This is a genomic window from Phaeobacter sp. JH20_37 (assembly GCF_048056015.1).
GTDB lineage: Bacteria > Pseudomonadota > Alphaproteobacteria > Rhodobacterales > Rhodobacteraceae > Phaeobacter > Phaeobacter bryozoorum.
The window spans coordinates 563,183-588,009 of sequence record NZ_JAYMWW010000013.1 but is presented as its reverse complement, the minus strand read 5'-3'; the positions used below and the strand labels follow the sequence as shown (position 1 = coordinate 588,009).

Below are 24,827 nucleotides of genomic sequence, written 5' to 3'. Positions count from 1 at the left end.
TTTTCAGGCATCCTGCGGCCATATGTTGTGGGGCTCTCGGATGACGCTTACTAGAATTATTGCAAGTGCTTTGATCGCGGCGGCCTGCTTCGGCACAGCAGAGGCGCAGTCGATCCGCCCCACCGAACCGCCGGCAGAATTTCCGCCCGCCTCCTTTGCAGGCAAGCAATATGTCGACAGTCGCGGCTGTGTTTTCATTCGGGCGGGGATCGACGGCAATGTCACCTGGGTGCCGAGGGTAACCCGCAGCCGCAAACAGCTCTGCGGCTTCCAGCCCACTGAGCTTGCTGCGGCCCCCAGTTCGCCGAGAGCCACTTCGGCTCCGGTGCCGGAGCTGATCACCCTGCCGGAGGGGCAGCGAGCGAATAATCTGGAAGGCGCCGTAACTGCAACTACAGAGCCGGTTGCAGCAGCGCGCGCGCCGCAGACCGTCACCACCACCAAGCCGCAGCGCAGTGCCGTGCGACAGGCAAAGCCGCTTCGGGTTGGCACATCAACGGCGAAGCTGCCGCGCCGGCAGCCACTGGATGATGCCTATCGTCCGCCCGTCAGCACCGTAACCACGGCCAGTTCGGCGCCGGGCTTTGGCCGCTGTCCCGGCGCGTCTGCCCTGAGCCAGCAATATATCAACCAGACGGGCAATGTGCGATGCGGCCCGCAGTGGGGCAGCAGCCGCCTGTCCTCGGTTCTGGATCCCAACACCCGCGTTGTTCCCAAGCATGTCTATCAGGAGCGCAGCCTGAGCCGAGGGCTGGTAGTGCCGCAGGGGTATCGCCGCGCATGGGAGGATGACCGTCTTAATCCGCGCCGGGCGGAGATGTCGCTGGGCGGCGTACTCGCGGCGGCCAACGATGGCGTGCCTGCGGGATATGTGCGGGTGATCCATCAGGATCGCTACAATCCGAACCGCGGACCGCAAACCGGCGCGATCTGGACGCGCACCGTCCCCCGCGAAGGCATTCGCCGTCCGGTCGATCGACCGGTTGTGAAGCTTTCGCAGAGACAGCTTGCAGGAGATGCGAGAACGTCCGTGGGCACCGATGACGAGACCCTGGTCACCCGTCTGTCGACCCGGTCGGCGCCTTCCGGCGATGCGACATCAGCGCGCGCGGCCTCGGCTTCGATGGCCAAACCTCAGTCATCTCCGGCTACGCGGTATGTGCGCGCGGCGACCCTCGCCGATGTAAGTCAGGCCGACGCCGTGGCTCAACGGTTGCGCCAAAAAGGGTTGCCGGTGCGTCTGGGTCGGGTCAACCGCAATGGTCAGAGCCTGCAGGTCGTTCTGGCAGGGCCTTTTGTCGGGGAGGCGGCGCAAGCGGCCCTGTCGACAGTGCGCGCGGCTGGGTTCTCTGGCGCGCGGCTGAGCAAGTAATCAAGACGGTGGGTCCGGTCAGCCACGTTGTTTGGCCAATCTGCGTTCACGCAACGGAGCGGGGGCGGCTTGGCGCGGCGCTATGATTGCGCCAACCGCTTTTAGAACGTCAGAGATATTTGACTTTTTCGTCTCATCATTAACCCAACACGGCCCCGGCCGAACTCCTCCTTCACAACATTGTCGCAATATCGGCAAATGGCTCGCGGACGTTCTGTATTGTCCTAACAATTGCGCCGCGCCATTGTGCCAATATGCGTCAGCCCACAAAGCAGCATTTAGATAGACGTGACCGCCGCAACGCCGATCTTCGAGTTCGGGGAAGCTCCCTTGCAAGGATTGCCTGCGAATTGGGAGTGACGGACTCTGCGGTACTTTGGTAGGCAAAAGAATGAGTAGATCGCAAAGATTGAGCAGGCGTTGGCCGACGCTTCGCAAACTACGCCAGAGCAGCTTACCCCTGATCTTTGCGAAGAGAACTAGAGCGGCCATCCATGGGCGACGCAGCGAAGCGGGCAGTGAGCCCTGAGCCGCAAATGCTGCAGAGCGTACAAATGTCCGATCTGCAGTTCCTGTGAAGAATTGGCGAACTGCTAGAAAGTGGTCGTCTATTCGATGCCAAGAGCAAACGGCGCGCCGTCTGGATCACACAGGATGGGGTTACGGGCTTGAAAAATTCCCTTCACATCCACAGGAGCCGGACGCGCCCCTTCGGCTTCAGCAGCACGGCAGGCATTGGCGACTGAAGCAACCTTGATGCACGGGACCCAAGCTGCATTTGAACCGATTGGCCAGGTCGCGGCATGTTGGAGTGCAACAAGATCGCCCTCAGGCCCGAGGAGTGCAAGACAATCCGTGTCCTGCTCGGGAGAGACCTTCCATCCAAAAAGCTCTGCATAGAACGCCAGCGGGAAGTCAGTCCCGTTGCCGACGTACACGTCAGGGCCGAACTGCCGGTGCGGAACAGGGAAGCTGTGCCGGGACAGCGAAATCCCGACCAGAGCACCGAGCGGATCGCGGACGAGTGCATTGCGACCGACACCCGGCACCTCGAATGGCTCCCGAACGATCTTGCCTCCGAGCGTGGCGACGCGTCTGACCGCCGCGTCCACGTCGGGAACCTCGATGTAGGCGATCCAGCCATTTTCCTGCTCGGCAGGCGTCTCGGCCAACCCCGCACCCGCTTCGTCCCCGGAGAGGGCGAGGATGAAATCCTTCTCGCCGCCTCCCCAGGCAAAATCCGTCGCCCGCTCGACTTCATACGTCCATTTGGCCACGTGCTGGTAAAATGCCATCGAACACGCCCTGTCCGATGTGAAAAGATCGTGCCATACGATTTGACCTGCTTTCGACTGCGTCATCGTCTTACCTCCTGACATCTTTGATTTTCTTGACGCCGCGCACCATTTTTCCGAACGCCCTGTCGCGCGACCTGGGTTCCACAAGGCTCGCGGAGTTGAACGCGTCCTCCGCTATCAGCTTACGCCATCTGCCAAGCCGACGGGCATCGAGAACGCCATCATCAACAGCCGTCAGAATCGCGCATCCCGGCTCGGTCTCGTGCTGACAGTCGTTGAATCGACACCGCGCGGCCAACTCCTGAATATCGGCAAAGAGATCATTGATTCCGTCCGCCGCATCGGTGAGCTGCAATTCCCGCATGCCCGGCGTGTCCAGGATCAGACAGCCATTGCGCATAGCATGAAGCTCACGCCGCGTCGTCGTATGCCGCCCCTTCGCGTCGTCCTCGCGAATGGTCTGGGTCTCGATGGATTGGCTGTCGAGCAACGCATTGGCCAGCGTCGATTTCCCAACACCGGATGAGCCAAGGAACGCTACCGTCTTGCCGGGCTTGCACCAGGTCGCAAGGTCTGTCTTCGGGGCAGAACCGCGCGCGTCAAGTGCGACGACGTCGATTATGTCCGACACCGCGTGGGCCGCGTCAATGTAGTCTTCAGGATCCGCCAAGAGGTCGGTTTTCGTGAGGACGATGACGGGCGTGATCCGCGCCTCGAACGCCAAGGAGGCATAGCGTTCAAGCCGGGCCAATTTGAAGTCCTGATTGCAGGACGTGACGATAAAGGCCGTATCAATGTTCGCCGCGATCAGTTGTTCCTGCCGGTCGGTGCCGGGCGCGCGCCGCTTGATAAGGCTGGTACGCTCAAGAGCCCGACTGGACCGCGGGTGCGACTGGTCCAGCAACAGCCAGTCCCCGACAGTCACATCGGCTCTGGGCGGAAGGATGGTATCGATGCCGTCACCAAGGGCGTGCAGCCCGCTGCGATGCACTTCGACAACGCGAACAGGAGGTATCGCGGCCATGTCTTCCACGCTAACTTGCTGGGTGAAAAACGGTTGCCATCCCAGCGCATGAAGGGGGCTGAGTTTGGCCTGTGATCCGGTGTCGCGCGCGCGACGCGGAAGGAAGTCTGAGTAATCCCTCGTCATAGGGTGTTCACTTTCATGTCTCTGGCCCAAGTCAATTTTGGGCGCCGATGGTAGGAAACGAGTGAGCACATCAAACCGACCCGTCAGCTACAAAGTGACGGCGATGTTTGCGATTTTGTATGTGCTCCGGGAGGCGCGCTGCCTCCCTTCCTTACCGGGACATGAAAACTCCATTACAGATGACGTGCAGATAGTGGGGAAACATGCACAACACAACCGTTGATGGCTGATTTGGAACTCGTCTTCAGGTATCTGTAGCAGCCATTCAGCAGGAAAAAGGTATGTCAGCTCCGTCGCACTCTGCCGACCCTGGAAACGTTCGCGGTGAAGTTCCGATCGGGATCCCGAATGCTTGACGTTTGCGTCAGTATTGCGTGCAGCGGCCCGGTGACAGGATGCAGAAATCTCAACGCATCGTGTCAGAGGTGCGATGTGTTCCACACCGGTACTGTTGGATCAGCCGCAGATGCTTTGTAGCTGCACCCAGTCGCGGTCATTCAGTACCGGCTGCAAGTCACGGCCCGCCATCGGATCGGCCTCGATCAGGCCGAGCACTGTTTCACCGGTAATGTCCTGAGCGTAGGCATAGGGGCTGGAGGGAACGGCAGCACGGGCAAATTCAGCGAGTGTCGTGGCCTCGTCCGGCGTGGGGCGCGGCGCGCTAATGACGGTTTCCGCATAACGGTCGAGGGTTGCACGGGTCAGTTCACCGGTTGTGAGCATCCTGAAGGTGGCGCGAATGCCGCCCGCGGCCAGAAGCTCGGCCAGGGGGTCTTTTTCCACCGCACGGGCGCGCTCCACCAGTACCGCGCCAGCTGCTACCGCCGGATCTTCGTGATCCTCCACCAGCTCGCGGTTCAGAAGCACGATGCCACCTGGCAGATAGAGGCTGCTGGCCACGCCGCTGCGCAGGATCACCAACTGACGCACATCCAGCCGCTCTGCGAGACGTTCCAGAATGGGCGCGGTCTCCAATGTGCTGCAGGCCTGACCTGACACCCGTTCGATCCGGCCAAGCAGCGCCTGTCCCAGCGCCTTGCGTTTGATGTCCGGCACCACATTCACCGTATGCGAGAGCAGCGCATCGGGCAGCCAGAACACCGCCAGACCGGTCACGACAGCCAGCGCCGACAGCAGCGTCACCGAGCGAAGGCGACCGGGGCGGGCACGAGCGCGGGTGAGGGCGGATTGCAAACGGTCGATTGCGTCCAGCATCGCGGTTTCATCTTCCGCGATCTCCAGCGTTTCGCCCTGATCGCCGTAAGGGTGGAACAACGCGGGGAAACTGCCGGGGTTCTGTCGCTCTAATGCCGCCAGTGACCAATGGGCCAGTGGCCGGTCATTCATATCCGCAATGGTCAGGGTCGCGTCGCCAACCGAGACGATCACATCGCGCCGCTGCGCGTCAGGGGCAGCCCGCCACAGCGCAGCAGCTTCCAGCCGTTGATATTCCCGCAATGCCGTCATGAATGGGGCGCGTCCTCACCGTCGATTGTTCACAGATCAAATAGCACGCAGCCCCCAGCGTCAGCAATTGACTTTGCGGCAGTTCGCGCCTGCTTTGGTCAGGAAACCGGGTCAGAGAGCCTTGGCCTGCTGGCGCAGTTCGAATTTCTGGATCTTTCCGGTCGATGTCTTGGGAAGTTCTTGGAAAATCACCTGTTTTGGCGCTTTGAAACCGGCCAGCGTTTCGCGCGCAAAGCGGATCAGTTCGGCAGGATCAACCTCCGCGCCGGGCTTCAACTCGACAAAAGCACAAGGCACTTCGCCCCATTTTTCGTCAGGTTTGGCAACCACCGCGGCTAAGTTCACATCGGGGTGCCCCATCAGCACACCCTCAACCTCCACCGAGGAGATATTCTCGCCGCCGGAGATGATGATATCCTTGGCGCGGTCGGCGATCTGGATATAGCCATCGGGATGCTGCACGGCGATATCACCGGAATGGAAATACCCCCCCTGAAAGGCCTCGGCGGTGGCTTCGGGGTTCTTCAGATATCCCTTCATGACCGAATTGCCGCGCATCACGATCTCACCCTGATCCTGACCGTTCATCGGAATCTGCTGCATATCGTCGGACATGACCGTAATGTGATCCATCATCGGGAAGGCCACGCCCTGACGCGCCTTGATCGCGGCCCGGCCCTGCTGGTCCAGCGTGTCCCAGCTGCCGCCTTTCCACAGGCATTCGGTGACGTGGCCATATGTTTCCGTCAGCCCGTAGACCTGCGTGACATGAAAGCCGATAGCCTCGATCTTTTGCAGGGTGGCCGGGGCGGGCGGGGCGCCGGCGGTGAAGACCTCGACCGTGTGATCAAAGCTGCGCCGGTCCTCTTCGGGTGCGTTCACCAGCATATTGAGCACAATTGGCGCACCGCCGAAATGGGTCACCCCTTCGTCGGCAATCGCATCGTAGATCGCGGGCGCGGTGATATCGCGACAGCACACCAGGGTGCCACCTAGAACCGGCATCATCCAGGTGTGGTTCCAGCCGTTGCAGTGAAACAGTGGTACAATGGCAAGGTATTTCGGCTGCATCACCATGCGCCAGGAAATCACCGTGCCCATGGTCATCAGATAGGCGCCACGGTGATGGTAGACGACGCCTTTCGGGCGACCCGTGGTGCCGGAGGTGTAGTTGAGCGCAAGGCTTTCCCATTCGTCCTGCGGCATGATCCAGTCGAAATCATGGGAGGCAGCGGCCAAAACATGCTCGTAGACCGGGTGCCGACCGGACGCCGGATAGGCTGCCTGATCATCCGGGACCTCAATGATCAGCGGTCCCGGGCCGTCGCAGGCTGCTTTGGCCTCTTCGGCGAGTGGCAGGAACTGGCTGTCGACCAGCACGACCTTGGCCTCTCCGTGGTCGAAAATATAGGCGACCGTGCTGACGTCGAGACGTGTGTTGATCGTGTTGAGAACGGCACCGCAGGCAGGCACGCCAAAATGCGCTTCGGCCTGGGCCGGCAGGTTGGGGATCAAGGTCGCCACCACGTCGCCGGGGCGGACGCCCATCCCCGCAAGCGCCGAGGCCAGCCGCGTGCAGCGATCATAATAGGCCGCATAGGTCTTGCGATGGCTGCCGTAGATGACGGCAGGGACATCGGCAAACACATGCGCGGCCCGGCGCAGATGTGACAGCGGCGTCAGCGGCACATAGTTGGCGGCGGTTTTCTCCAGTCCCGACTCGTCCGACATCCAACCCATTTCGACCCCTCCAAGATGATTCATGCGACGTGGTTGCAAGATATTGCGCAAAGTTGCCCCCAATGAAAGGCGTAAGACATTTTTGTCTGGCAGGGCCGAGGTTTCCATTGGTCTTCAAACCGCTTAGCCTGCCTGTCATGATCTTGTCGCCTGGCCGTTCCTATGTCTTTGTACATATCCCCAAGACCGGGGGCACCGCGCTGTCCCTCGCGCTGGAAGCGCGGGCCATGGCAGATGATCTCATGCTCGGCGACACGCCCAAGGCCAGCAAGCGGCGGCGACGCCTCAGAGACGCTAAAACCCGGGGCCGATTGTGGAAACACTCAACTCTTGCCGATATTGACGGTCTGGTGCCCGAGGCGCAGCTGCGCGGTCTCTTTGCCTTTACGCTGGTACGGAACCCGTTCGATCGGGTGCTGAGCCTCTATCACTGGCTGCGCGAGCAGAGCTTTGATCACCCTTCGGTCGCTCTGGCCAAAGCGTTGGCATTTCCCGATTTTGCCAGCGATCCCCGGATGCTTGCAGCGTTTCGTGCACATCCGGCGCGGTCATATATGCGGCGCGCGGATGGGGGCGAACAATGCGACTGCTATATCCGCCTGGAACATTTCGCACGCGATGCGGCCCCGCTCTTTGATCACCTGGGTTTTGAGCTTCAGCTGCCACGGGCCAATGCCTCAGACCGTCCCAGAGGCTGGCAGGACGCCTATACCGACGCGGCCCGCGCGGCGGTGGCTGAGGCCTGCGAGGCGGATCTTGCCCAGTTTGAATACTCTTTTAACGATTCACCGATAGACCAGTAGTCGAGAGATGGAATCACATGGGACGACGCTGGGTCCGAAGTCTTCGCCAAAATGGCGCATCTTCGATCCGCGACCATGATAATCTCTCCCGTGGGCGCGCCAGTGGCCGCCTCTCGGACGGGTAACGTGACGGGTCATGCAGAACGTATGGCTGCCTTGGTGAAAGGGAAAACCGATGCTGGATTGGCTGCTGAAACGCAAGCTCTCTCCGATGGCCGAGGCTCTGGCAACAGAGTACCCGTTGGTCGCAGCCGGGCAGGGCGGGATCCTGTCGGGCACCCATGTGGCCTCACATCTTGGCTGGCGCCCGATTGAGGCTCTGGCCGTGGGCGATATGGTCCTGACCTTCGACCATGGGATGCAGCCCATAGTCGATATCCACCGCGAAACTATCCTGCTTTCCAGCGGTGGACCCAATCCGCTGACATGCCCGGTTCATATTCCGCAGGATGCGCTGAACAATCGCGCGCCGCTCTGGGTGATGCCGAACCAGGGGATCCTGATCGAGAGCGATCTTGCCTGTGATGGGCAGGGCGATCCGTTTGTTGTCGTACCCGCCTGCGCGCTGGAAGGGTACCGCGGCATTGGCCGGGTCGAGCCTGACACACGGGTCGAGATCATGGTGCCACGGTTTGCACAGGATGAGGTCATCTATCTGGAGGCGGGTCTGCTGAGCTTTAGCGTGTCACCGCGTGACATTCTGTCGTTCGACACCAGCGCCTATGCCGAGCTTTATCGGGTTCTGGACCCCGACGCTGCCCGCGAACTGGTGATCGACATGATCACCGAGGAAAGCGTCTGGGCCAATACATTGCCGATGGGTCCTGGTGGGCATGGTGCTGCGGAATACGCAGCGATGGTCTAGACCGCGCTGTAATCCAACAAGTGAAAACAGAGACAGAACCGTCACCATATCGGAGGCGGTTTTTATTTTTCATAACCACTTAGGCGGCTTTCCTGATGTGAAAAAAGCGGCACCCGGAGGCGCCGCTTTCAGAGCTTTCAGACGTCATCTGACCTCAATCAGGCGGCCTTTTCGGCCTCCGGGCTGAACCGGCCATAGAAAGTCTGGCCTTTCTCAGCCATCTCGCGCAGCAGCGGCGGACAGGTGAAACGTTCGCCATATTTCGCGGTCAGCTGGTCGCAGCGCTCGGCAGCATATGGCGTGCCGATGATGTCCAGCCAGCTCAGCGGGCCACCGGACCAGGGCGCAAAGCCCCAGGCCAGGATCGCGCCAACATCCCCTTCGCGAATGTCCATCAGAACACCTTCTTCCAGCGCGCGCACGGCTTCCAGGACCTGTGCAAACATCAGGCGTTCCTGGACCTCGATCAGGTCCGGCTGTTCCTCGGCCAGCGGGTATTTCTCCTGCATGCCCTTCCAGTAACCCTGCCGCTTGCCCTTGTCGTCATAGTCGAAGAAACCAGCGTTGGACTTGCGCCCCAGACGGCCCTGTTCTTCCATCCAGAAGATCAGATCATCCGCAGCACTTTCGGGATAAGCATCGCCCATTGCCGCCTTGGTGGCGCGAGCGATCTTGGCACCGAGGTCAATCGAGGTCTCATCGGTCAGTTGGATCGGACCGACCGGGAAGCCCAACTGGCGTGCGGCATTGTCGATCAACGCAGGGGCAACGCCCTCGGTGATCATCCGCGCGCCTTCGTTCACGTAGGGGATGATGCAACGGTTGCAGTAGAAGAACCGGGCATCATTGACCACGATCGGAGTCTTGCGGATCTGGCGCACGTAGTCCAGCGCCTTGGCCACCGCGCGGTCGCCGGTTTTCTCACCCTTGATGATCTCCACCAGGAACATTTTTTCCACCGGCGAGAAGAAGTGAATGCCGATGAACTGCTCCGGGCGCACCGAGGCCTCGGCCAGACCGGTGATCGGCAGAGTCGAGGTGTTGGAGGCAAAGATGCAATCGTCGGGGATGATCGCCTCGACCTTCTTGGTCATCTCCGCCTTGACGCCGGGATCCTCAAAGACCGCTTCGATGATCAGATCGCAGCCCTTGAGATGGTCCAGATCAGGGGTTGCGGTGATGCGTGACAGCATCGCCTCTTTCTTGTCGGCCGTGACTTTGCCGCGCTTGATGCCCTTGTCGAGATAGCTTTCGGTATAGGCCTTGCCCTTGTCGGCGGCGGCTTGATCACGGTCGATCAGAACAACCTCCATCCCGGCCTGAGCGGAGACCAGCGCGATACCGGCCCCCATCATGCCAGCGCCCAGAACGCCGATTTTCTTGACCGACTGATCCTCGATGCCCGCCGGGCGCACAGCGCCTTTTTCCAGCGCTTCCTTGTTGAGGAAGAGCGAGCGGATCATCGCCTCGGACGAAGGGTTCATCAGCACATGGGTGAACCAGCGCGCCTCAATCTTCAGCGCGGTGTCAAAGGGCACGAGCGCGCCTTCATAGACCGCACTCAGCAGCGCTTTGGCTGCCGGGAAGGCGCCAAATGTTTTGCCATGCACCATGGCTGCTGCACCAAGGAAGGTCATGAAGCCCGCAGGATGATAGGGCGCGCCACCGGGCATCTTGTAACCCTTGGCATCCCAGGGTTTGACGATGTCGGCGTCTTTAGCCTCCAGAACCCAGGCGCGTGCGGCGGCCAGCGGATCCTCGACCACTTCGTCGATGATGCCTGCGGCCTTGGCTTTTTTGGGATCGACCAGCTTGCCTTCCAGCAGGAAGGGCGCAGCGTTCATGGCACCCATCTTGCGTACCAGACGGGTGGTGCCGCCTGCACCGGGGAAGATGCCGACCATGATCTCCGGCAGGCCGATTTTGGCCTTGGGGTTGTCAGCGGCAAAGATGCGATGCGTCGACAGCGGCAGTTCCAGACCAATGCCAACAGCTGTGCCGGGCAGGGCTGCTGCCACGGGTTTGCCACCCTTGTTGGTTTTCGGATCCATGCCGGCCCGTTCGATCTTGCGCAGACCGTGGTGCATTTTCATGATGCCTTCGAACAGACCACGGGCGGGTTCGTCACCGGCATCCTCTTTCATCTTGGCCAGCACATTGAGATCCATGCCGCCGGCAAAGTCTTTTTTGCCCGAGGTGATGACGATGCCCTTGACGGCATCATCTGCCAGCGCGTCGTCAACCAGCCCGTCGAGGTCTAGCATCGCCTGACCGTTCAGAACGTTCATGCTTTTGCCGGGGCAGTCCCAGGTGATGATGGCGACGCCGTCGGCGTCTTTTTTCATTGTGAAATCAGACATATCTTAGTCTCCTGTCGCCTGGGTTACACGCGTTCGATGATGGTGGCCGCGCCCATGCCGGACCCGATGCAGAGTGTCGCAAGACCGGTTTCGCGGTCGCTGCGCTCCAGCTCATCCAGCAGTGCGCCGAGGATCATGGCGCCGGTCGCACCAAGTGGGTGGCCCATGGCAATCGAGCCGCCATTGACGTTCACCTTGTCATGGTCGACGCCAAAGGCCTGCTCGAACCGCATGACGACGCTGGCAAAGGCCTCGTTGACCTCAAAGAGGTCGATGTCACCAATCTCCATGCCATTGTCGCGCAGGATCTTCTCGGTGACGGGTACGGGGCCGGTCAGCATGATGGTGGGGTCGGTGCCGATCTTGGCTGTGGCCTTGATACGGGCGCGCGGTTTCAGGCCCATCGCCTCGCCGAACTCCTTGTCGCCAATCAGTACGGCAGCGGCGCCATCCACGATACCGGAAGAGTTGCCCGCGTGGTGGATGTGATTGATCCGCTCCAGATGCGGGTATTTCAGCATCGCGATCTTGTCGAAGCCGGGCATTTGCTCACCCATCATCTGGAACGAGGGGTTCAGACCGCCGAGCGACTGCATGTCGGTGCCGGGTCGCATGTATTCATCGTGATCGAGAATGGTCAGCCCGTTGATATCGCGCACCGGGACAACGCTGCGCGCAAAACGCTTGTCGTCCCAGGCCGCCTTCGCCCGGCGCTGGGATTCCACCGCCATGGCATCGGCATCATCACGCGAGAAACCATACTCGGTGGCGATGATATCTGCCGAGATCCCCTGGGGCACAAAGTAGTTCTCGATGGCAATCGCCGGATCAACAGCAATGGCACCGCCGTCCATGCCCATGGGGACACGGCTCATGGATTCCACACCGCCGGCGATGTAGGCATGACCAGCACGTCCCCGCACCTGGTTGGCGGCCATGTTGACGGCTTCCAGACCCGAGGCGCAGAAGCGGTTGATCGACACGCCGGGGATCGATTCATCCAGATCAGAGGCCAGAACAGCGGTCCGCGCCAAGCAGGCGCCCTGTTCGCCAACCTGGGTCACATTGCCCCAGATCACGTCCTCGACTGCGTGGCCTTCCAGATTGTTGCGCTCCTTCAGAGCGTTGAGCGCCACCGCAGAGAGACGCGCGGCCGTTACTTCATGCAAGGATCCATCCTTGCGGCCTTTGCCACGCGGGGTGCGCACGGCGTCGTAAATATAGGCTTCGGTCATATCAGTCTCCTCAGGCTCGGTCCGACGGGTTGCCGGGCATTAGGTCGTAGGGGGCTTTCCAGCCCGGTTGTGCGCTCAGCCGCGAGAGCCAAGCGTCAATATGGGGCCATTCGGCTCGATCAAAGCCGAAGGGTTCGGGGTAATAGAGATAGGAGCAGCAGGTCAGATCGGCATTGGTCAGCCCATCGCCGACAATCCAGCTTCGCCCCTCAAGATGTTTGTCCAGGATCGCGTAGGCGCCTTGCAGACGGCCCTGAAGGAAGGCGATGACCTCCTGCGGGCGTTTGTCTTCGGGCAGGAAATTCATCAGGAACCGGCACAAGCCTGCGTTTGAGGACAATTTGTGATTGTCCCATAGCTGCCAGCGCAGGATCTCGCGCTTTTCCTCGACAGTGGCGCCGCCGAACCGGCCATAAGTGTCCGACAGATACTGCTGGATCACCCCGGATTGGCTGAGTGCCAGATCGCCATCCACCAGCACCGGGCATTCTCCCATGTCGTTGATATCTCGACGGAAGGCATCACCCCGGGTGGTGCCGCTGAAAAAATCCACAAACACCGGCTCCCAGTCGATCCCGGCCAGTTCAAGAGCCAGGGCGGCCTTATAGGAATGGCCGCTTTCACCGAAACAATGCAGTTTGAGTGTCATATGTTGCTCCCTGTGTCTGCTGGCGGAGCGGGGGTTTCACACCCCCGCACCCCCGTGGAGTATTTCTGGAAAGATGACGGAACCTTCACTCCGTATTAAGGTAGATGGCGTCAGCATGGTCCTGCGGAACAGGCTGGAGAGCCGATGACCGTGAAAGGTGACGGCGCGCCGACCCATTAGGCGGAGAGCTCGGGGGGAGGCGCGTCTCATCCTGTCATCTTTCCCCAAATACTCCCGCCGGAGGCTTCCGGCATCCGCATCTATATGTGCAGCCCGAAGCCTCACAGGGACCTCGCGATCAATTCCTTCATGATCTCATTGGTGCCGCCATAGATGCGCTGAACGCGGGCATCTGCCCACATCTCGGCCACGGCATATTCCTGCATGAACCCGTAGCCGCCATGCAGCTGGACACATTCGTCGAGCACCTCACCTTGGGTATCGGTGATCCAGTATTTGGCCATCGCCGCCTTTTCCACGGTCAGCTTGCCCTGCAGATGTTCGACCATACATTCATCAAGGAAAGCACGGGCAACCTTTGTTTTTGTCTGGCATTCGACCAGTTTGAACCGGGTGTTCTGAAACTGCGTCAGCGGCCCGCCAAAGGCCTCGCGCTCCTTGCAATAGGCGATCGTGCGTTCAACCGCCCCTTCCATGGCACCGACGGCGCCACAGGCGATGATCAGCCGTTCCTGCGGCAGCTGCTGCATCATCTGGTAAAAGCCCTGACCCTCGGCGCCGCCGAGGATGTTTTCCGGCGCAATCTCGACATTGTCGAAGAAGAGTTCCGAGGTATCTGCGGCATGGCAGCCGATCTTGTCGAGGTTGCGGCCGCGGCTGAAACCCTCTGCGCCATCGGTCTCAACCGCCACCAGCGAGATGCCCTTGGATCCTTCGGTGGGGTCGGTCTTGGCCGCCACCAGGATCAGATTGGCGTGCTGGCCATTGGTGATGAAGGTTTTCTGACCGCTCAGCCGGTAGGCGTTGCCATCTTTGACCGCTTTTGTCTTGATCCGCTGCACGTCGGAGCCGGTGGAGGGTTCGGTCATCGCCAGAGCGCCGACCAGCTCGCCGGTGATCATCCTGGGCAGCCAACGCTGTTTCTGCTCTTCGGTCCCATAGGCCAGCACGTAATGGGCGACGATGCCGGAATGGATCCCGTGGCCCCAGCTGGCGAGATTGGCGCGGCTGCCTTCGATCAGGATTGCGGCTTCATGGCCAAAATCACCACCGACGCCACCGTATTCTTCCGGTACGGAGGGGCAGAGCAGGCCAAGGGCGCCAGCTTCATTCCAGGTGGAGCGATCCATCATGCCTTGCTTGCGCCAGGTCTCGAATTTCGGCGCCCATTCGCGGGTGATGAACTGGGCGGTCATATCCGCCAGCATCTGATGCTCTTCGGTCATCCAGCTGGATTTTTGCTCTGCGCTCATGGGGCTCCCCTTTGGTGGCTGTCTCGTGCCTTGTGGCATCTGTTTTCTTTGGACGGTGTGGGCCGGCCTATTTCTTGCGGTCCTCAAGCTCGGCATTGAAGAGCCGCAGCCGGTGGGTGAGGTTGTCGCGATCTGTGACGCTGTCGAAATTCTCAAACAGGAAGGAGAGGGCTTCGCCTTCGTCGAGGCCGGCCTCCTGCGAAAATCGGCGCAAGCGGCGATAGCCGTCTTCGGTCATGGCAACCGGCAGGCGGCGCGTGAGGCGAAAGCGTTTGGGCATTGTCTCTCCTCCGATTGCGACGCCCTGGTTCTGGCGCCCCAGATGGCCCGGATCGCCTGTTATCCTGCCGCCCCGATGATCAGACGGGGGCGGTGTCGGAGACCCTCACGAAAAGGGGCCCCGAGGTGATCAAACTGCGCTTCAGAACTGGTCTGCCGCCAGTGCCATCACCGTGTCGCCGCCGGTCTGGATACGGCTGAGGTGCAGCGCCGTCGCAGGCAGCCTGCGTGCCATGTAATACCGCCCGGTCGCGATTTTTGTCTCGTAGAACGCGGCGTCAGAAGACCCGGCGTCAAGCTCTGCCTGTGCCGCCTTGGCCATCTCCGCCCACATCAGGCCGAGGCAGACGTGACCAAACATGTGCATGAAGTCATAAGACCCAGACAGCGCATTGTTCGGGTTGGTCATGCCGTTTTGCATGAAATACATGCCAGCGGCCTGAAGGTCCTTCGACGCGGCTTTCAGAGGGTCGATGAACTCCTTGCTGTAAGCGTCGGAGATGTCTCCGTTTTCTTTGCAGAAATTCTTCACCATCTCGAAGAAGGCCATGACATGTTTGCCGCCATCCTGCGCCAGCTTGCGGCCGACCAGATCCAGCGCCTGAACGCCATTGGCGCCTTCGTAGATCATCGCGATCCGGGCATCGCGGGTGTATTGCGACATGCCCCATTCTTCGATGTAGCCGTGACCGCCGTAGATCTGCTGTGCCTGAACGGTCATGTCATAACCCTGATCGGTCAGGAAGCCTTTGATGACCGGTGTCAGCAGCGAGATCAGCCCGTCGGCATTCTTATCCTCGGCGCGATGCGCCTGGTCGATCATCTTTGCGCCCCAGAGGATGAATGCGCGCGCGCCTTCGGCAAAGCTTTTCTGATCCATCAGGTTGCGGCGGATGTCCGGGTGGACGATCAGCGGGTCTGCCGGGCCTTCCGGGTTCTTGGCGCCGGTCACGTCGCGACCCTGAAGACGGTCCTTGGCATATTCCAAGGCGTTCTGATAGGCGGCGTCGGCCTGAGCCAGACCCTGCATGCCAACGCCGAGGCGGGCTTCGTTCATCATCGTGAACATGGCGCGCATGCCCTTGTGCTCGGTGCCGAGCAGGTAGCCGGTTGCGCTGTCGTAGTTCATCACACAGGTCGAGTTGCCGTGGATGCCCATCTTTTCTTCGATCTTGCCAACGGAGACACCATTGCGTTCGCCGAGCGAGCCGTCCTCGTTCACCATAAACTTCGGCACGATGAAGAGCGACACGCCTTTGATGCCCTCGGGGCCGCCGGGGATCTTGGCCAGCACCAGATGGATGATGTTGTCGGCCATGTCGTGATCACCGGAGGAGATGAAGATCTTCTGGCCGGTGATCTTGTAGCTGCCGTCATCCTGCGGTTCGGCCTTCGTGCGCATCAGACCCAGATCGGTGCCGCAGTGCGGTTCGGTCAGGTTCATCGTGCCGGTCCATTCGCAGGACACCATTTTCGGCAGATAGGTATCTTTCTGGGCGTCGCTACCATGGGCGAGGATCGCCGACGCGGCGCCATGGGTCAGGCCCTGATACATGGTGAAGGCCTGGTTCGCAGCGGAGAACATCTCGCCCACGGCTGTGCCCATGATATAGGGCATGTTCTGGCCACCGTATTCTTCCGGCATGTCGAGACCGGTCCAGCCGCCTTCCTTGACCTGCTCAAACGCAGCCTTGAACCCGGTCGGTGTGTAGACGACGCCGTTTTCAAGGCGGCAGCCTTCGGTATCGCCGACGGTGTTCAGCGGGTGCAGGACTTCGCTGGAGATCTTGCCTGCTTCTTCCAGCACGGCATTGGTGAAATCGGCGTCCAGCTCGTCATAGCCGGGAATGGCGCTTTCAGAGATCTTCAGAACATTGTGAAGAATGAACTGAGTGTCTTTGATCGGGGCGGTGTAACTGGGCATCGCGGTCCTCGCTGTGGTTCTGCGGTGTCGGTCTGGTTGCCTCTCCCATCTTGGGACAGGCAGGCATGGGGGCCGGGATCTATTCCGCGGCTTCTTGTTTGGCGCTCATCGAGGCGATCACACGTTCGCCCCAACGCAGCTGCTCTTTCAGATCGTCAATGGCCTCGTTCAGCTCATCGCGCTGCCGCTCCATATCGGCGAGCCGGTCGCAGGCGATGTCATAGGTGCGGGTCAACTGCGTCAGCTGCTGGTCGCCCATATGATAGAGATTCAGAAGTTGCCGGATTTCCTCGAGGCTGAAGCCAAACCGCTTGCCGCGCAGGATCAGCTTGAGCCGGGCCTGGTCGCGTTTGGTAAAGAGGCGTTTCTGACCCTCGCGGATCGGGAACAGCAACTCCTTGGCTTCGTAAAACCGCAATGTACGCGGCGTAACGCCGAACTCATCGCACATCTGGCGGATGGTCTTGGTTTCATCGGTCATCGTCGTAACTCATAACTGCTGGGTTGTGAGACTAAGGTGAGCAGCTTGCCCGTCGTTTACAACAGCAACTTGACGTTGACGTAAGTTGAACGCTGCGTCACTTTCCGAGGTGACGTAGGATCCACCGAACTGACGCAACGTTACTTCGTTTCGGGTTTGGCTATCAGCCCTTAAAATAGGGCGATCGTGCAAATTACCGACAAAATTATCGGGCTTTTTCGCGTGGATTATGTTCGATTTTTTTGATTGGAACATCCGTCACATGGACGGCAGATCACGTGCTGACGAGTCCGCAGAACGGCAAACGCCCCACCAGTCGGCGGGGCGTTGAGTGTCAAAAGCGGATCCAACCTGACGCTTGGTCGGCTGGGATCAGGCGTCTTGTTTCAGCAGGTTGAGCGTGGTGGCTCGCAGATCGTGGAGTTCCTGAAGCGCTTCGTCGAGCTGTTCGCGCTGCTTGCGCAGCTCTTCCATCTGGCGGTCGGCCATTTCGACAAAGGCGCGATTTTGAGCCTCATCGCCCTCGTTTTCATAGATCAGCAGCCACTGGCGGATTTCTTCGAGCTGGAAGCCGAACTTGCGTCCCCGCATAATCAGCTTCATCCGGGCCCGCTCGCGGGCACCGTAAAACCGCGACCGGCCTTCGCGATCGGGTTGCAACAATTCGATGTACTCATAGTAGCGAAGCGTGCGCGGGGTCACGTCGAATTCGCTGCACATCTCCTTGAATGACAATTTCTGTTCGGTCATTCCGTATCTCCCTTACCCGCAAACTAAGCACAACCGGCAAAGGGTTCAACCGCCGGGGTTGCTCTTCGGCCAAGGTCTGGCCGATAAAGAGGAAAACATAGGAACGGGGAAGCCCATGGTCGACAAGACGCAGCTCGCGCGACAGTTCATAGAAGCCATCCCGCATGCGCAGGAACTGGGGATGACCCTCACGGAACTGGGGGATGGCACGGCCGAGATCGTGATGCCCTATGATGAGAAACTGATCGGCGACCCTGAAACCGGGGTGATCCACGGTGGCGCGGTGTCGGCGCTGATGGATACCTGCTGCGGCGCGGCGGTGATGTGCCATCCGTCGGCGCCGGGCGGCACCGCCACGATCGACCTGCGTATCGACTACATGCGTGCAGCCACTCCCGGGCAGCGGATCGTGACCCGCGCGACCTGTCATCACATGACCCGCAATGTCGCCTTCGTCCGTGCGACGGCGATGGACGAGGATGAGGCACATCCCGTCGCCACGGCGGTTGGCGCCTTTACCGTGGAGGCAAAATTTTGAGCCGCCCCCGTCCCGAACCCGTTCAGGTGGTGAAGCAACGGCGCGACGCTGCCCTCGCCGCGCTTGTGGAATCCGTGCCCTATGCGCGTTTTCTCAACATCACGTTTGATCGTCGCGGCGATGAGCTGACGGCGCAGCTAAATTTCGATCACAAGCTGATCGGTAACCCGTTTCTGCCCGCCATCCACGGTGGTGTCACAGCGGCCTTTCTGGAGGTGACAGCCGTGATGACCCTGACCTGGGCCAACCTGTGGGAGCGTATCGAAAGCGGCACGCTCGATGTTGAGGAACTGGCCGCAGGTAAATTGCCACGCCAGCCGAAGACCATTGATTTCACAGTGGATTACCTGCGTTCCGGGCTGCCGCGAGATGCCTATGCACGCGCCACCGTGTCCCGGTCCGGTCGGCGTTATGCCTCGGTCCATGTGGCGGCCTGGCAGGATCACAGGGACAAATTGTTCGCCCAGGCCACGGGCCATTTCCTGATGCCGCAGGAGGCGGCAAAACAGGGGTCTGCCGCGCCGGACTTCGTGGCCGATGCCGCGCCTCGGGACAAGGGCTAGAACGCATGTCCACGGCCAGCGCCGAGGTGCCGGAACCGATCAGCCATGCGCGGGTGCTGAAGATTGCGCTGCCGATTGTTCTCTCGAATGCGACGGTGCCTATTCTGGGGGCCGTGGATACCGGAGTTGTCGGCCAGATGGGGCAGGCGGCTCCTATTGGGGCGGTGGGCATCGGTGCGGTCATTCTGGCGACGATCTATTGGATCTTCGGTTTTCTGCGGATGGGCACCACGGGTCTCGCCGCGCAGGCCCGCGGGGCTGGAGACTGGGCAGAAACGGGCGCGCTGCTCACCCGGGGGATCCTGCTGGCCTTTGCTGCGGGCCTTGTGTTCATTGTTGGACAGGTCGCGGTGTTCTGGGGGGCCTTTGCGCTGGCCCCTGCCAGTGCCGAGGTCGAAGGGCTGGCGCGGGATTACCTTCAGATTCGCATCTGGGGTGCCCCTGCGACCATCGCGCTATATGCGGTCACAGGCTGGCTGATCGCGGTTGAACGCACACGCGGTGTTTTTGCCCTGCAAATCTGGATGAACGGTCTCAATATTCTGCTGGATCTCTGGTTCGTGCTGGGGCTGGGCTGGGGAGTCGAAGGGGTCGCGGTCGCAACCCTGATCGCGGAATGGAGCGGTCTTGCGCTGGGGCTGTGGCTGTGCCGCGATGCCTTTGCGGGCAGCCAGTGGCGCAACTGGGCCCGTGTGTTCGATCCTGTGCGGCTGAAACGCATGATGCAGGTCAATGGCGATATCATGATCCGCTCGGTGCTGCTGACCGGATCCTTTACGACCTTTCTGTTCATCGGCGCCGATCTGGGCGATGTGACGCTCGCAGCCAATCAGGTGTTGCTGCAATTCGTTGAGATAACGGCCTTTGCGCTCGACGGTTTTGCCTTTTCTGCCGAGGCGCTGGTGGGCAGCGCGGTCGGTGCAAAGGCGCGGATGCAGCTGCGACGGGCGGCGGTGGTGACCAGCCAATGGGGCGTGGGCGGCGCAATCGCACTGGGGCTGCTGTTCTGGCTGGGCGGTGGTTGGCTCATCGATGTCATGTCCACTTCGCCTGAGGTGCGGGCAGCCGGGCGGGATTACCTGATCTGGGCTGCGATATTACCGCTGCTCAGTGTGGCCAGCTATATGTTCGACGGGATCTACATCGGGGCGACCTGGACGCGGGACATGCGGATCGCGATGCTGCAATCAGTGGCGGTCTACGTTGTGGCCCTGTTGGTTCTGGTGCCGCTCCTCGGCAATCACGGGCTTTGGGCGGCATTGATGGTGTTGAACCTTGCGCGAGGTGCGACGCTTGGTCTGCGCTATCCACGGCTCGAAGCGCAGGTCGGCGCATAGATCGGGGATGGGCTGAAAGAGAGCAGCTGTGTTTCAGATGGCGACTGTTTCAGGCGGCCACTGTTTCGGGCAGCTCCTGTCAGAGCAGTTTTTTCAGCGCTTCGGTAGGACGGCCTATGACGGCTGCTGTTTCCGAAATGGCGATGGGGCGCTCAATCAGGATCGGATGCGCGGCCATCGCCGCGATCAGCGTTGCGTCATCATCCGATGGGCTGAGGTTCTGCTCCTTGAAGGTGGCATCGCCGCTGCGCATCATCTCAATTGCAGTGACACCCAGTTTGGCCTGAACCTCCGCCAGCTCTGCCTCCGAGGGCGCATCTTTCAGATAAAGGCGCAGGGTGACCGCTGTTCCGGCCTCCTCAAGCAGGGCAAGGCCCGCACGGGATTTTGAGCAGCGCGGATTGTGCCAGTAGGTGATCATAGCCAGTCCCCGCGTTTGATGCCGACGGCATCTGCGACAGTGTCAAAACCGTCGCGGGCCAGCAGCTGGTCCAGCCCGCGCGCGATCTCTCCGGCCAATGACAGCCCGGCATAGACCATGGCGGTATAAAACTGGACCGCCGATGCGCCGGCGCAGATCTTGGCATAGGCCTGTTCGGCTGTGGAGATGCCGCCCACGCCAATCAGAGGCACCCGACCGTCCAGAAGCTCGGAAAGCTGCGCCAGAACGCGGGTGGATTTCTCAAACAGCGGCGCGCCAGACAGGCCGCCCGTTTCGCCACGATGCGCACTGTTCAGCCCGTCGCGATCAAGCGTTGTATTGGTGGCGATCACCGCATCAATACCGGTTTCGAGCGCCACCTCGGCAATATCCTCGATCCCGGCGCGGTCAAGGTCGGGGGCGATTTTCAGGAACACCGGCACCCGCTGGTCCAGCCCGTTCCGCGTCTCAATCACGCCGCTGAGCAGCGCTGACAGGGCGGCCTTGCCCTGCAGATCGCGCAGTTTCTCGGTGTTGGGCGAGGAGACATTTATCGTCGCAAAATCCAGATGCGCCCCACAATGGGCTAGCACCTTGGCAAAATCGGCAGCGCGGTCGCTGCTGTCCTTGTTGGCCCCAAGGTTGAGGCCGATCACAGCATCGCGCGGGCGGGCCGCAAGACGCTGGCCGATCACGCTCATGCCGTCGTTGTTGAAGCCGAACCTGTTGATAGCCGCCTGATCTTCGGTCAGACGAAACAGGCGCGGCTTGGGGTTGCCGGGTTGCGGGCGCGGCGTCGCGGCTCCCACCTCGATAAAACCGAACCCGGCCTGAGAGAGCGGGCGCAGTGCTTCGGCGTTCTTGTCAAATCCCGCCGCCAAGCCAACCGGATTTGGCAGGGACAGACCGGCGATCTCGGTCGCAAGACGCTGGGAGGTGACCGGGCCGGGGGCGGGCGTCAGCCCCAGTTTCAGCGCCTTGATCGACAGGCCGTGGGCGGTCTCCGGGTCGCAGCGATGCAGCGCACCAAGGGCAAGACGTTCAACGAGGCTCACGCAGTATCCTCCGGGAACTGATGGGTGCCGTCGACCAGCGGCAGCGGTCTCGCCCAGACCACATCAGTCATGGTCATCTTGCGGTAGAGATGGGGAAACTCGGCGCCGCCCCGCGACACTTCCCAGCGCAGGTCTAGCCCCAGCCGTTCGGCATCGACCGCAATCAGCCAAAGCCCGTCAACTCCGGCAAAATGCTTGGCTGCGGTCTCCTGGGACTGGTCGGCGGTGGAGAAATGAATGTACCCATCGCTCAGATCGATGGGGGCGCCGAGGGTCTCACCCTCTGCCTGAAGGGTGGTCCATTCGTCGGTGCGGAAGATTTTATAGATGAGCATGGCGCGGTGATGCCCTGCGCGCAGAGGTGAATCAAGGCTGAATATGATCGGTCTTGACGCAAAGACAGCACGGCGATGAATTTTTCCCCTTTGACTGCGCCCGCATTTCCCCTCACCATCCGGCAATAGAAAAATAATAAGGGAGTATGTTTCCATGATGACGCGTTTTCTGACGTCTGTTGCCGCGCTTGGCCTGACGGCGGGCGTAGCCGCAGCCGACTACAAGCTGACCATCCTGCACACCAATGACTTTCATTCGCGGTTTGAGCCGATCAGCAAGTATGACAGCGGCTGCCGCGAAGGGGACAATGCCGAGGGCAAGTGCTTTGGCGGATCTGCACGTCTGGTAACTGCGCTGGCGGATGCGCGCGCGCGCAGCAACAACAGCATTCTTGTTGATGGTGGCGACCAGTTTCAGGGCTCGCTCTACTACACCTACTATAAGGGCAAAGTTGCCGCCGAGATGATGAATAAGCTTGGCTATGACGGCATGACTGTCGGCAACCACGAGTTCGATGATGGCCCGGAGGTCCTGCGCGGGTTCATGGATTCGGTTCAGTTTCCGGTTCTGATGTCCAATGCCGATGTCAGCGCTGAGCCTGCCTTGGCCGATGTGCTGAAGAAATCCACCGTGATCGAACGCGGCGGTGAAAAGATCGGCCTGATCGGCCTCACTCCCGAAGATACGCCCGATCTGGCCAGCCCGGGCAAAAACATCACCTTCACCAACCCGGTTGATGCCGTGCAGGGGGAGGTCGACCGGCTGACCGCCGAGGGCGTCAACAAGATCATCGTGCTGAGCCATTCGGGCTATGCCGTGGATCAGCGCGTTGCGGCGGGCACCACGGGTGTGGACGTCATCGTGGGTGGGCACAGCAACACCTATCTTTCCAACACTTCGGAAGATGCTTCAGGGCCATACCCGACCATGGTCAATGATGTGGCCATCGTGCAGGCCTATGCCTATGGCAAGTTCCTGGGTGAGCTGAACGTGACCTTCGATGATGCAGGCAATGTCGTCGAAGCGGTTGGCGAACCTCTGATTATGGATGGCACCGTCACCGAGGATGCGGATACCGTCGCACGCATCGCCGAGCTGGCCAAACCGCTGGACGAGATCCGCAACAAGGTTGTGGCCGAGAGCGCAGAAGCTGTTGACGGCGACCGCGACAATTGCCGTGTTCAGGAATGCCAGATGGGCAACCTGGTGGCCGATGCGATGCTGGACCGAGTGAAGGATCAGGGTGTCAGCATTGCGATTGCCAACTCGGGCGGTATCCGTGCGAGCCTGGAGCCGGGCGAGGTCACGATGGGAGAGGTCCTGACGGTCCTGCCGTTCCAGAACACGCTCTCGACCTTTGAAATCACTGGCGAGGACGTCATCGCGGCCCTGGAAAACGGGGTGAGCCAGGTTGAAGAGGTCAAGGGCCGCTTCCCGCAGGTCGCTGGTCTGAAATTTACCTGGGATCCGTCGGTTGCACCCAATGAGGGCCGCATTCAGGAGGTCATGGTGAGCGAAGGCGACAGCTTCGTGCCGATTGATCCGGCCAAGACCTATGTTGTCGTGACAAACAACTACGTCCGCAATGGCGGTGATGGCTACAAGGTCTTCGCAGGCGACGACAAGAACGCCTATGACTTTGGCCCGGATCTGGCGGATGTCTTGGCAGAGTATCTGGTCGAGAACTCCCCCTATAAGCCCTACACCGACGGCCGCATCAGCCAGAAGTGACCGGGCGCAGCTATTGCGCTGCCTCAACAACCCAGACTGGACCGCGCCGTATCTTCGGCGCGGTCTTTGTTTTTCCTGTCAGCTGCGGCATAACACCGTTATGGATCACCCCCTGATTGACCTTATCAACGCGCGTATCCAGAAGGCGGAGGCCGATGGCGCTTTTGACAACCTGTCAGGAGCGGGCAAACCGTTGCCACCGGTTGACGACCCGGAGAATGCGCTGGTCAACCGATTGATCAAGGAGAGCGGCGGTGTGCCGGAGTTCGTCACGCTGTCGCGCACGCTTGCGGTTCTGCGCCAACAGCTTGCCGATACCGGCGACCGTTCAAAACGCCGTGATATCATGAAAGAAATGACAATTCTGGAAGCCCGCATCGACCTCGCGCGCAAGGCCTATGGTCGATAACCAGCGTTGCACGCGATCTGGCTAGGGCGTTGACGGTGCTGTTCGGGTCCTGCGTCGGCAGCTTGTTATCCGCTACTCACCATATGGCTGCCGGGCCGTCTCCGCGCGATAGCGGGGTCAGAATTCCTTCTGCGAGCCTGTTTGCGCGCGGTGCGGAGCGCGGCGCAGCCGGTCGCCGATCTGGGTCGCCTTGGTCAACAATGTGGTGATCTGAACCTGCTCCGCCGGGCTGAGGCCGGTCAGGATTTCGGACTGTAGCGCCTCGACAATCGGCATGGCTTTGTTCAGGAGCGACTGGCCAGCCTCGGTCAGGGTGACAACGCGCGCACGTCTATCAGCTGGAGAAATATCACGCCGGATCAGTCCCTTGGCCTCTAGCCGGTCGATCACTTTTCCAAGCGTTGCGCGGTCATAGGCAATGCGGGCCGCGATTGTTGCCTGATCAACACCGGGTTCGTGGGCAAGGGCGTCAATCGCGGCAAACTGTACCGGTGTCAGGTCGATGTCATTGCGCGCCATATGATCCGCAAACAGGGCAACAGAGATCTGGTGCAACCGCCGGATCAGATGACCGGGGAACTGCAAGGTATCTATCTGTGGCTCTGCCATGTCCTGCCTCCCGCTGGAAAAA

The 24,827-nt window shown here is 60.6% G+C and carries 24 protein-coding genes; 8 read left to right on the top strand and 16 right to left on the bottom strand.

Translation table 11 applies throughout. The features are described from left to right. Positions 1–40 precede the first annotated feature (40 nt). Entirely contained in the window at positions 41–1,372 is a 1,332-nt protein-coding gene (locus VWZ87_RS07645; protein ID WP_416536251.1) for an SPOR domain-containing protein, read from the top strand. A gap of 608 nt (positions 1,373–1,980) precedes the next feature. Here VWZ87_RS07645 and VWZ87_RS07640 read toward each other — a convergent pair. From VWZ87_RS07640 to VWZ87_RS07625, 4 genes are all read right to left on the bottom strand, one after another. Continuing rightward, positions 1,981–2,733: a VOC family protein gene (locus VWZ87_RS07640; protein ID WP_416536249.1), complete on the bottom strand. Its 753-nt coding sequence runs from the start codon at positions 2,731–2,733 to the stop codon at positions 1,981–1,983. 4 nt (positions 2,734–2,737) lie between these two features. Next, entirely contained in the window at positions 2,738–3,820 is a 1,083-nt protein-coding gene (rsgA, locus tag VWZ87_RS07635) for a ribosome small subunit-dependent GTPase A (RefSeq protein ID WP_416536247.1), read from the bottom strand. A 456-nt stretch (positions 3,821–4,276) separates the two neighbouring features. After that, entirely contained in the window at positions 4,277–5,287 is a 1,011-nt protein-coding gene (locus VWZ87_RS07630; protein WP_340545265.1) for a hypothetical protein, read from the bottom strand. A 111-nt stretch (positions 5,288–5,398) separates the two neighbouring features. Beyond that, the gene (locus VWZ87_RS07625; RefSeq protein ID WP_416536245.1) at positions 5,399–7,027 is read right to left on the bottom strand and encodes an AMP-binding protein; all 1,629 of its coding nucleotides are present in this window, start codon (positions 7,025–7,027) and stop codon (positions 5,399–5,401) included. Between the two features lie 137 nt (positions 7,028–7,164). Here VWZ87_RS07625 and VWZ87_RS07620 point away from each other — a divergent pair, with 137 nt between their 5' ends. Further along, a complete protein-coding gene (locus VWZ87_RS07620) occupies positions 7,165–7,830 on the top strand; it encodes a sulfotransferase family 2 domain-containing protein (protein ID WP_416536243.1) in 666 nt (221 codons plus the stop codon). A gap of 175 nt (positions 7,831–8,005) precedes the next feature. Beyond that, on the top strand, positions 8,006–8,695 hold the full coding sequence (locus VWZ87_RS07615) for a Hint domain-containing protein (protein ID WP_416536241.1): 690 nt from the start codon (positions 8,006–8,008) through the stop codon (positions 8,693–8,695). Positions 8,696–8,853: 158 nt separating this feature from the next. On the opposite strand, the gene VWZ87_RS07610 is transcribed toward VWZ87_RS07615, so the two are convergent. The 8 genes from VWZ87_RS07610 to VWZ87_RS07575 form a co-directional block, all read right to left on the bottom strand. Next, positions 8,854–11,055 (bottom strand): 3-hydroxyacyl-CoA dehydrogenase NAD-binding domain-containing protein, encoded by a 2,202-nt coding sequence (locus VWZ87_RS07610; protein ID WP_416536239.1) that lies wholly within the window; start codon positions 11,053–11,055, stop codon positions 8,854–8,856. A 23-nt stretch (positions 11,056–11,078) separates the two neighbouring features. Then, on the bottom strand, positions 11,079–12,290 hold the full coding sequence (locus VWZ87_RS07605; protein ID WP_416536237.1) for an acetyl-CoA C-acetyltransferase: 1,212 nt from the start codon (positions 12,288–12,290) through the stop codon (positions 11,079–11,081). Positions 12,291–12,300: 10 nt separating this feature from the next. Beyond that, a complete protein-coding gene (locus VWZ87_RS07600) occupies positions 12,301–12,939 on the bottom strand; it encodes a glutathione S-transferase family protein (protein WP_416536235.1) in 639 nt (212 codons plus the stop codon). 281 nt (positions 12,940–13,220) lie between these two features. After that, a complete protein-coding gene (locus tag VWZ87_RS07595; protein ID WP_416536233.1) occupies positions 13,221–14,372 on the bottom strand; it encodes an acyl-CoA dehydrogenase family protein in 1,152 nt (383 codons plus the stop codon). A 67-nt stretch (positions 14,373–14,439) separates the two neighbouring features. After that, complete coding sequence (locus tag VWZ87_RS07590; protein ID WP_340545272.1) at positions 14,440–14,652, bottom strand: hypothetical protein; 213 nt, start codon at positions 14,650–14,652, stop codon at positions 14,440–14,442. A 141-nt stretch (positions 14,653–14,793) separates the two neighbouring features. Continuing rightward, positions 14,794–16,575 carry an acyl-CoA dehydrogenase C-terminal domain-containing protein gene (locus VWZ87_RS07585; RefSeq protein ID WP_416536231.1) on the bottom strand — a complete coding sequence of 594 codons (1,782 nt, stop codon included), beginning with the start codon at positions 16,573–16,575 and terminating at the stop codon, positions 14,794–14,796. A 79-nt stretch (positions 16,576–16,654) separates the two neighbouring features. After that, complete coding sequence (locus VWZ87_RS07580; RefSeq protein WP_340545274.1) at positions 16,655–17,056, bottom strand: MerR family transcriptional regulator; 402 nt, start codon at positions 17,054–17,056, stop codon at positions 16,655–16,657. A gap of 372 nt (positions 17,057–17,428) precedes the next feature. Next, positions 17,429–17,806: a MerR family transcriptional regulator gene (locus tag VWZ87_RS07575; protein WP_340545275.1), complete on the bottom strand. Its 378-nt coding sequence runs from the start codon at positions 17,804–17,806 to the stop codon at positions 17,429–17,431. A gap of 115 nt (positions 17,807–17,921) precedes the next feature. On the opposite strand from VWZ87_RS07575, the gene VWZ87_RS07570 reads away from it, so the two are divergent. The 3 genes from VWZ87_RS07570 to VWZ87_RS07560 are packed head-to-tail and all read left to right on the top strand — an operon-like array spanning position 17,922 to position 20,244. Beyond that, the gene (locus VWZ87_RS07570; protein ID WP_340545276.1) at positions 17,922–18,344 is read left to right on the top strand and encodes a PaaI family thioesterase; all 423 of its coding nucleotides are present in this window, start codon (positions 17,922–17,924) and stop codon (positions 18,342–18,344) included. Further along, positions 18,341–18,907, top strand: coding sequence for a PaaI family thioesterase (locus VWZ87_RS07565; protein WP_340545277.1), 567 nt, complete (start codon positions 18,341–18,343; stop codon positions 18,905–18,907). Before VWZ87_RS07570 ends, VWZ87_RS07565 begins: the two co-directional genes overlap by 4 nt. A 5-nt stretch (positions 18,908–18,912) precedes the next feature. Continuing rightward, entirely contained in the window at positions 18,913–20,244 is a 1,332-nt protein-coding gene (locus VWZ87_RS07560; protein WP_416536229.1) for an MATE family efflux transporter, read from the top strand. Positions 20,245–20,323: 79 nt separating this feature from the next. Here the strand turns inward: VWZ87_RS07560 and arsC are convergent, their stop codons facing one another. Genes arsC through VWZ87_RS07545 form a run of 3 tightly spaced genes read right to left on the bottom strand, consistent with a single transcriptional unit; the run spans position 20,324 to position 22,055 of the window. Next, positions 20,324–20,665, bottom strand: a complete 342-nt coding sequence (gene arsC, locus VWZ87_RS07555; protein ID WP_416536227.1) for an arsenate reductase (glutaredoxin) — start codon at positions 20,663–20,665, stop codon at positions 20,324–20,326. Continuing rightward, a complete protein-coding gene (locus tag VWZ87_RS07550) occupies positions 20,662–21,720 on the bottom strand; it encodes a quinone-dependent dihydroorotate dehydrogenase (RefSeq protein ID WP_416536225.1) in 1,059 nt (352 codons plus the stop codon). The genes arsC and VWZ87_RS07550 overlap by 4 nt, the downstream gene beginning before the upstream one ends. Further along, positions 21,717–22,055, bottom strand: a complete 339-nt coding sequence (locus tag VWZ87_RS07545; RefSeq protein ID WP_416536223.1) for a DUF952 domain-containing protein — start codon at positions 22,053–22,055, stop codon at positions 21,717–21,719. Before VWZ87_RS07545 ends, VWZ87_RS07550 begins: the two co-directional genes overlap by 4 nt. A 154-nt stretch (positions 22,056–22,209) precedes the next feature. On the opposite strand from VWZ87_RS07545, the gene VWZ87_RS07540 reads away from it, so the two are divergent. Both VWZ87_RS07540 and VWZ87_RS07535 read left to right on the top strand, forming a co-directional pair. Continuing rightward, a complete protein-coding gene (locus VWZ87_RS07540; RefSeq protein WP_416536221.1) occupies positions 22,210–23,787 on the top strand; it encodes a bifunctional metallophosphatase/5'-nucleotidase in 1,578 nt (525 codons plus the stop codon). Between the two features lie 100 nt (positions 23,788–23,887). Then, positions 23,888–24,196 (top strand): DUF1992 domain-containing protein, encoded by a 309-nt coding sequence (locus tag VWZ87_RS07535; protein WP_416536219.1) that lies wholly within the window; start codon positions 23,888–23,890, stop codon positions 24,194–24,196. 117 nt (positions 24,197–24,313) lie between these two features. Here VWZ87_RS07535 and VWZ87_RS07530 read toward each other — a convergent pair whose 3' ends face one another. After that, positions 24,314–24,805, bottom strand: a complete 492-nt coding sequence (locus VWZ87_RS07530) for a MarR family winged helix-turn-helix transcriptional regulator (protein WP_416536217.1) — start codon at positions 24,803–24,805, stop codon at positions 24,314–24,316. Between the last annotated feature and the right edge of the window lie 22 nt (positions 24,806–24,827).

Bases quoted from the DNA above. Each gene is read 5' to 3' on its own strand.
- VWZ87_RS07645 (WP_416536251.1), top strand. From the start codon at position 41: ATGACGCTTACTAGAATTATTGCAAGTGCTTTGATCGCGGCGGCCTGC.
- VWZ87_RS07640 (WP_416536249.1), bottom strand. From the start codon at position 2,733: ATGACGCAGTCGAAAGCAGGTCAAATCGTATGGCACGATCTTTTCACA.
- rsgA (WP_416536247.1), bottom strand. From the start codon at position 3,820: ATGACGAGGGATTACTCAGACTTCCTTCCGCGTCGCGCGCGCGACACC.
- VWZ87_RS07630 (WP_340545265.1), bottom strand. From the start codon at position 5,287: ATGACGGCATTGCGGGAATATCAACGGCTGGAAGCTGCTGCGCTGTGG.
- VWZ87_RS07625 (WP_416536245.1), bottom strand. From the start codon at position 7,027: ATGGGTTGGATGTCGGACGAGTCGGGACTGGAGAAAACCGCCGCCAAC.
- VWZ87_RS07620 (WP_416536243.1), top strand. From the start codon at position 7,165: ATGATCTTGTCGCCTGGCCGTTCCTATGTCTTTGTACATATCCCCAAG.
- VWZ87_RS07615 (WP_416536241.1), top strand. From the start codon at position 8,006: ATGCTGGATTGGCTGCTGAAACGCAAGCTCTCTCCGATGGCCGAGGCT.
- VWZ87_RS07610 (WP_416536239.1), bottom strand. From the start codon at position 11,055: ATGTCTGATTTCACAATGAAAAAAGACGCCGACGGCGTCGCCATCATC.
- VWZ87_RS07605 (WP_416536237.1), bottom strand. From the start codon at position 12,290: ATGACCGAAGCCTATATTTACGACGCCGTGCGCACCCCGCGTGGCAAA.
- VWZ87_RS07600 (WP_416536235.1), bottom strand. From the start codon at position 12,939: ATGACACTCAAACTGCATTGTTTCGGTGAAAGCGGCCATTCCTATAAG.
- VWZ87_RS07595 (WP_416536233.1), bottom strand. From the start codon at position 14,372: ATGAGCGCAGAGCAAAAATCCAGCTGGATGACCGAAGAGCATCAGATG.
- VWZ87_RS07590 (WP_340545272.1), bottom strand. From the start codon at position 14,652: ATGCCCAAACGCTTTCGCCTCACGCGCCGCCTGCCGGTTGCCATGACC.
- VWZ87_RS07585 (WP_416536231.1), bottom strand. From the start codon at position 16,575: ATGCCCAGTTACACCGCCCCGATCAAAGACACTCAGTTCATTCTTCAC.
- VWZ87_RS07580 (WP_340545274.1), bottom strand. From the start codon at position 17,056: ATGACCGATGAAACCAAGACCATCCGCCAGATGTGCGATGAGTTCGGC.
- VWZ87_RS07575 (WP_340545275.1), bottom strand. From the start codon at position 17,806: ATGACCGAACAGAAATTGTCATTCAAGGAGATGTGCAGCGAATTCGAC.
- VWZ87_RS07570 (WP_340545276.1), top strand. From the start codon at position 17,922: ATGGTCGACAAGACGCAGCTCGCGCGACAGTTCATAGAAGCCATCCCG.
- VWZ87_RS07560 (WP_416536229.1), top strand. From the start codon at position 18,913: ATGTCCACGGCCAGCGCCGAGGTGCCGGAACCGATCAGCCATGCGCGG.
- arsC (WP_416536227.1), bottom strand. From the start codon at position 20,665: ATGATCACCTACTGGCACAATCCGCGCTGCTCAAAATCCCGTGCGGGC.
- VWZ87_RS07545 (WP_416536223.1), bottom strand. From the start codon at position 22,055: ATGCTCATCTATAAAATCTTCCGCACCGACGAATGGACCACCCTTCAG.
- VWZ87_RS07540 (WP_416536221.1), top strand. From the start codon at position 22,210: ATGATGACGCGTTTTCTGACGTCTGTTGCCGCGCTTGGCCTGACGGCG.
- VWZ87_RS07535 (WP_416536219.1), top strand. From the start codon at position 23,888: ATGGATCACCCCCTGATTGACCTTATCAACGCGCGTATCCAGAAGGCG.
- VWZ87_RS07530 (WP_416536217.1), bottom strand. From the start codon at position 24,805: ATGGCAGAGCCACAGATAGATACCTTGCAGTTCCCCGGTCATCTGATC.